At 40.1% G+C, this 6,692-nt stretch carries 4 protein-coding genes; 3 read left to right on the forward strand and 1 reads right to left on the reverse strand.

All coding sequences use genetic code 11. From position 1 onward, the window contains the following. Positions 1 to 151: 151 nt before the first annotated feature. Entirely contained in the window at positions 152 to 1,903 is a 1,752-nt protein-coding gene (locus NWP22_RS12515; protein ID WP_417006590.1) for a ShlB/FhaC/HecB family hemolysin secretion/activation protein, read from the reverse strand. A 577-nt stretch (positions 1,904 to 2,480) separates the two neighbouring features. Here NWP22_RS12515 and NWP22_RS12520 point away from each other — a divergent pair. From NWP22_RS12520 to NWP22_RS12530, 3 genes are all read left to right on the forward strand, one after another. Next, a complete protein-coding gene (locus NWP22_RS12520) occupies positions 2,481 to 3,668 on the forward strand; it encodes a sigma-70 family RNA polymerase sigma factor (protein ID WP_271731331.1) in 1,188 nt (395 codons plus the stop codon). Positions 3,669 to 3,702: 34 nt separating this feature from the next. Next, positions 3,703 to 4,893, forward strand: a complete 1,191-nt coding sequence (locus NWP22_RS12525; protein ID WP_271731330.1) for a DUF1822 family protein — start codon at positions 3,703 to 3,705, stop codon at positions 4,891 to 4,893. Between the two features lie 18 nt (positions 4,894 to 4,911). Further along, positions 4,912 to 6,692, forward strand: a 1,781-nt coding sequence (locus NWP22_RS12530) for a CHASE2 domain-containing protein (RefSeq protein ID WP_271731329.1), incomplete at its 3' end; no start/stop codon positions are given.

Here is a 6,692-nt window from a genome sequence, read left to right on the forward strand (position 1 = left end):
AAATCAAGCATAATTTGCTGTCTAATTATTTAATACAGCAACTCAAACGCCCAAGTATTCCTATGTGCTTGGTTTAATTGAAATTGTCCCGTGGCGCGGCTCCCTCCGCTCCCTATTTGTGCCAGTTGCGTAAGTCCTGGAATAGTAAAAATTAGAAAGGATGATAAAATACAGAAAAATATAATCCGTTCTCTTGCCATGTTCTGTCTGGGGAGTCAACAGATACAAGAGGAATACCCCAGTCAAGACGTGCAGTGAAGCGATCGCCTTGTGACCAGCGCCAACCTAAACCCACGGCTGCTAATGTGTTAGAGTCAGGATTCCTGCCAGAATTATTCCAACCTACCCCAAAATCAATAAAAGGTATCACCTGCAATACTCCTCTTGACTGGGATAACCGCACCACTGGGATTTGGACTTCCGCCCCAACTACAGCACCATTATCTGCTAACAGAAAATCTTGGCGATAACCCCGCACACTATCTATACCACCTATACCAAACTGTTCTAAAGGTAGCAAGCTTATAGATGCTATTTGAGTATTAGCACGCACAATCAATAAAGTCTCTGGTGCTAACAGGCGCGCCCATTGGGCTTGTCCTTGCCAGGAAAAAAACCGACTATCAGGAGCATCACTATTAATAGTAGCATTAAACGCGCCTATACCCAGATTAAATTGCGATCGCACCGCAATCACTTGGCGGCTATTACGAGTTGTCCATTCTTGAAAAAACCGTAACGCAGATATGCGTGTGCGCCCCTGGTCATCAGCACCCAAGGAAGGAAAAGGTAAACGTTCTCCCTCAATATAAGTAGCTTCACTTTCTCGCCGTGAAGCCGTCAATCCCAAAGCTAACTCCCCCCCCTGGGTTTGTATGAGGGGTTGACGAACAGTCACCTCATAGTAACCAGATGAAGATTGAATATCAAGAATATTAAATGGTTCTTCAATCACATTACTAGATGATGTGCCGAAATTAAAGCTGATTGTAGCATTGCGGGGATTGAGAGGTAAGGTGTAGCTACTATCAAAACTGTTGCTACCATCGTTATTAGCATAAGCTAAACTCAAACTATCTCCCACACCCAGTAAGTTAGCTTCTTTGAGTTGAAGGCGACGGCGAAAACTACCCACACTCGGAGATCGACCATTATCTAAGGCTACTTCGCTACTAAAAGATTTTGCTTCCCTCACTTGTACTTCTAACAAATTTGTGCCTGGACTTAGTCCTGCTGACAATTCAGCGGACAAGTTTTCAATCAAAGGATTAAGTTGCAGTAGTTGTAGTGCTTCTAGTAACTTATCTCGATTTAGGGGTGCTGATGTCGCTAATGCTAAACGACTACGGACATAATTGGGGTTGAGTCGGCGCGTACCACTAATTTGGATATCTTCTAATTTACCTTCAAGCACCTGAATTTTAATCACACCCGAATTAATTGCTTGCGGTGGAATATATGCACCGGAAGTAATGTAACCCTGGTTAAGATATAATTCAGTGATTTGGTCGCGAGCTTGAAACAGTTCAGTTAAAGTAATTGGTCTATTAGTAAATTCAGCGGTAACCTTGGCTAACTCTTCTGGGCTAAATACTGTACTACCCACTACATCAAACTTTTGAACCGTAATAGTTTGCGGAACATCCTCTAGTGTAGGTGGCTGAGATTGGGTATCTGGAAAAGAGGGTGGGAGTAGTTCTGCTGGTGGTGGTAATGGTTGGAGTGGTTGGGGTGTTTCTAGGGGAGATGGGGCGGGGGGTTGAATATCTTGGGGGGGCGGTAATTGTTGCGATCGGCTGAAATTACCATTTGATATTTGTGTATTTTCAACAGTTTGAGCCAATGAAGGATGATTATTAATACTATTTATTAAAACAAAAATACTTAGGATATACCAAGACATTTTTAGCTTTTTTCGGCATTGATACATCATGTTATGAGAATGTTGTTGAGCACAGTGGTACAGCTAAGAGGATGTTTGTCAAGTCATGATTAGTGTATCAAATATTGTTTTACCCCACCCTAACCCTCCCCTTGTAAGGAGAGGGGACTGGATTTGATTGTTGTTTGTGTGTTCCCTAATCCTTCGGTGTTCCCTGTTCCCTGTTCCCTGTTCCCTGTTCCCTAAGATCAAAATTACCTGTTGAAAACTTATCAAACATCCTCTTAGCCTAAAAATAGATATTTTGACTAAAAACGTCCACGAACTATGACTAAAAGGCGAATCAAGCGACTTAAGCGACTGTGTGATTGAGTTGCTGGTAAATACTTTGCTTAGTTGCGCAAAAACGATAATATTCCCTTCCCCGTACTTCCTCAATTGCTTTTGGATTACCATTTTCTTGGTGTATGTTGTGTTGCTAAATACACAAGTATGACAGCTTGCGCGGATCTCCTGATTCAGATAAACTAGTATAAGTTGCCAAATTTTCATAAAATCAACATTTTTTCGCTAAAAAAAGTTTATTTTTAATGAGTATATGCGTTATCGCCAAGATATTACGGAATTATTCTCAACATTCGCCCAGTTGGATGCAGGTAGATTCCACAAATGGTTAACAGATCCCAACTTGGAGCGTAGCATCAAAAAATGCTTAAATGAAACCCCAGAAGCATCGAATGCCAAAAACTTTTGGGCAATTTATTGGCACAAACACTGGCAGAACCAATCCCATATTCTTGCCAAGAGGCACTTGTCTGCTTATTTACAAGAACAATGTTATTGGGCGGCTCACAAGACTGTTGCTAAATTTGCCATCAATCAATATAGTCTAGCTGACTACTTCCAGCTGGCAAATGCTGAGGTAGAAAATATCCTCAAAGGCTTTAAACCTGAAATTAGCAGTAATTTACAAGCCTATGCTCAAATAGCAATTCCCACTCGGCTAAAAGATATTTTACGGCAACGCAAGGAAGCGGATAGCTGCACTAATTGGGCATTGTTACGCAAAGTGAGCAAAAAGCAGGTATTAGCATCTCTATCACAAGCTGGATTATCACCAGCCATAATTGCCCAACATCGTTTAGTTTGGTGTTGTTTTAAAGAACTTTATGTCCCAAACCAGGTGGGAGCTAATAGTAAATTACCAGAACCAAATCGCCAACTTTGGGAAGATGTCGCCAATCTCTACAACAGGGAACGACTAAACCAATTAAGTCAACAGATTCCACAATGCAGTGCAAACACAATTGAACAGATTATAACTCGTACTGCTACCTACCTGCGCGCTTATCTCTATCCACCAGTGGATTCTCTAGATGCACTCAAATCGGAAGATGGCTCTAACATCACCTTGGATTTACCAGACCCCTCCTCAGACTCATTAATTGCTGATATCCTAGCCCAAGAGGATGCGCAAAACCGCCAAAATCAACTTTCTCAAATGAAATCTGTCTTGTCAAAAGCTTTACAGGTATCTAATGCCCAAACCCAAGAAATACTTAAACTCTACTACCAACAGGGACTGACTCAACAGGATATTATTAAAAAATTACAGATTAGCCAACCTACGGTTTCTCGCCGCTTGATTAAAGCCAGAGAATCCTTGTTAGCAGCCTTAATCAACTGGAGTCGGGAGACATTGAATATTTCTATAACTTCCAACCAAATAAAAGATATGACCAATCTTTTGGAGGAATGGCTCAGAAGTAATGATCACCCAATCTAATTTCAAAATCACTTTTAATAAAAAAGCATTAAAAATGAGTTATGTATTTGCCGATCCCAGAGAATGGGAGTTAGAAATTTCACCAGCACTTCAAGAGCAGTGTTGGCGAAACAGCCAAGTTTATGGCACACCTAGCAGTCGTTGGCGCGCCTATATTAATCAAATATGCTTAGATGTATTTTTAAATTGGATACAAGTAGATTATGTTCCTGAAGCTACTGCCTGGGAATGTATACCTGGCGTTTCAGGTTTTTGGGAGTTTGTCAATGGTACTGTAGTTTTACTAGGACACAAGCGAGTGGCCTTAATTCCCAGTGAGGCAATAGATGATGGTGAGTTAGAAGTACCTCAAGAATGGGTAGATATTCCCAACTGGGCAGCAGACTATTATATAGCAGTGCAAGTGAAAACAGAAGATAACTGCGTGAGATTTTGGGGCTATACAACCCATCAAGAACTTAAATCATTGGCTAATTATGACCCTGTAGATAGAACTTATTGTATGGATACCCAAGATTTAACTAAAGACCTCAATGCTTTTTGGATGACTTACCAATTCTCCACCGAAGAGATGAAAACTGCTATAGCTCCTCTGGGAGAATTATCCGCTACGCAAGCTGAAAATCTGTGCCAGCGTTTAGGAAATCCTGCTGTAGCTTTTCCTAGATTATCAGTACCATTTATCACCTGGGGAGCGTTACTAGAAAATCAACAGTGGCGGTGGCGTTTATATCAACAGCGACAACCAAGACAAGAGTTACAGTTTTCCGGGAAACAAGTTAATCTGAGTAATTGGCTGACAGGTATTTACGACGGCTCATGGCAAACCATTGAAGCATTTTTTGGCACAAATTCTCAAAGTTTAGCTTTTAGTTTTAGGAGTGGTTCTGGGTTAGCAAGTGCTGGTGTTAAACGAGCCAAATTAATTGACTTGGGAATGCAGCTAAAATCTGAACAACTGGTGTTACTAATTGCTCTCTCACCAGAAGCAACCCCAGAAATTAGTATTCGCGTGCAATTACATCCTGCTAATGGAGAAACTTATCTACCTGCTAATATAAAATTGGCTTTGCTTACAGAATCAGCCGAAGTAATTTATCAAGTACAAAGTCGAGGACAAGATAACTACGTGCAATTGCCGCGTTTTCATGGAGAGGTGGGAGAATGTTTTAGTATCCAAATTTCTGGTGACGATTGGCAAATAATAGAAAATTTTGTGGTTTAATTAGCCGAAAATTAGTCTATGAGCAAATTATTAGTTTTCAGTTTGTTAGGAGGTGACTTTAAGCAAGGGTTTGCTGTAGTTACTGCTCAGTTTTGGGATACTAACCAATTAGTACCTGTAAAGTTTATCGGTAGTTTGCCAGCAGTACCAGAGCTTCCCAATATTTATCACAAATGGCGATCGCTCTATGAAGCCTTACACTATTGTTTGGGCAATAATCAAAGGATCAAAGTAGATGAGCAAGGTGTTACTAATATTTCTGTAAATGACTTTGATGATGTATGTCAGCAACTACAAAGAAATATTAATGCTTGGCTCAAATCTGAGTCATTTCAGAAAGTTGAAAGGCAGTTGCGGACTTTACTTAATCCTCATGATGAAATTAGAGTGATTTTTGAAACAAATATTCCCCTGCTGCATCGACTACCTTGGCATTTGTGGGATTTTTTTGAGGATTATCCCCGGGCTGAATTAGCTTTAAGTAATCCAGAATATACAAATACTCTAATATCACAAAAACACCCCACAGGTCAAGTCAAAATTTTGGCGGTTTTAGGTAATAGTGTTGGTATCGATATTGAAAAAGACCGTGCTGGGCTTGAAGGTTTAGCAGATACCCAAGTCAAGTTTCTGGTAGAACCAAACCGCAGAGAACTGGATGAGCAACTGTGGAATCAGAATTGGGATATTCTGTTTTTTGCAGGACATAGTGCTAGTCTTGCAGATGGAGAAATAGGGCAAATTGAGATTAATCAGACAGATAGTTTAACCATTCCTCAGTTAAAAAATGCACTGAGGAAGGCAATTATACACGGTTTAAAACTAGCAATTTTTAATTCCTGTGATGGCATTGGTTTAGCGCGGAATTTAGCGGATTTGAATATTCCGCAAATGATTGTTATGCGCGAACCCATACCAGATTTAGTAGCGCAAGAGTTTTTGAAAAAATTTCTTTTTGCTTTTGCTGGGGGTAAGTCATTATATGCGGCTGTGAGAGAAGCCCGGGAAAGATTGCAAGGCTTAGAAAATGACTTTCCCTGTGCCAGTTGGTTGCCTGTAATTTGTCAAAATCCTACCACTTTGCCGGTAACTTGGCAAGAAATTTGTGGAAGTTATAATAATAATAAAAATAAATCTCTAGATATTAGTTCTTTAAGCAGCAAAATTTTGACTCGAAAGTGCAACTTATGGACTGTACTTTTGATGAGTGTAATCATTGCCTTCTCAACTCTAGCTTTGAGATATTTAGGAACTCTTCAGACAGCAGAACTGCAAACTTTAGACCAAATGCTGCGACTGCGACCAAAAGAAGAGCAAGATGCAAGGTTACTAGTTGTGGAAATTACCGAAAAAGATATCCAATCTTACCAACAAGAGATTGTCCGCGGCACGAAATCAATCCCAGATTATAAGTTAGCTGAGTTACTGCACAAATTACAACAATATCAACCGCGAGTAATTGGACTGGATCTTTATCGAGATTCTCAAGACCCTAAACAACCAAACCAGAAAGACCTGGTTGATGAACTAAAAGCAGATACAGTTGTTGTCGTTTGCAAAGGTAAAGATCATAAATTTGACCCTGAAGGTGTAAAACCACCCGAACAAGTACCTGTAGAACGTCAAGGTTTTACCGATGGAATTGAAGATTCTGACTATATCGTTCGGCGGCAAATTCTCATGATGGCGCAAGAACCTTCATCTGCTTGTCAAACCAATTATTCATTAAGTTTTCAACTGGCGGCTCGTTATTTATTTCACGAAAATATTCAAATTAATAATTTAAATAAGAATTATAT

This window comes from Anabaenopsis tanganyikae CS-531, assembly GCF_029891675.1.
Classification (GTDB): domain Bacteria; phylum Cyanobacteriota; class Cyanobacteriia; order Cyanobacteriales; family Nostocaceae; genus Anabaenopsis; species Anabaenopsis arnoldii.

Bases quoted from the DNA above. Each gene is read 5' to 3' on its own strand.
- NWP22_RS12515 (WP_417006590.1), bottom strand. From the start codon at position 1,903: ATGTCTTGGTATATCCTAAGTATTTTTGTTTTAATAAATAGTATTAAT.
- NWP22_RS12520 (WP_271731331.1), top strand. From the start codon at position 2,481: ATGCGTTATCGCCAAGATATTACGGAATTATTCTCAACATTCGCCCAG.
- NWP22_RS12525 (WP_271731330.1), top strand. From the start codon at position 3,703: ATGAGTTATGTATTTGCCGATCCCAGAGAATGGGAGTTAGAAATTTCA.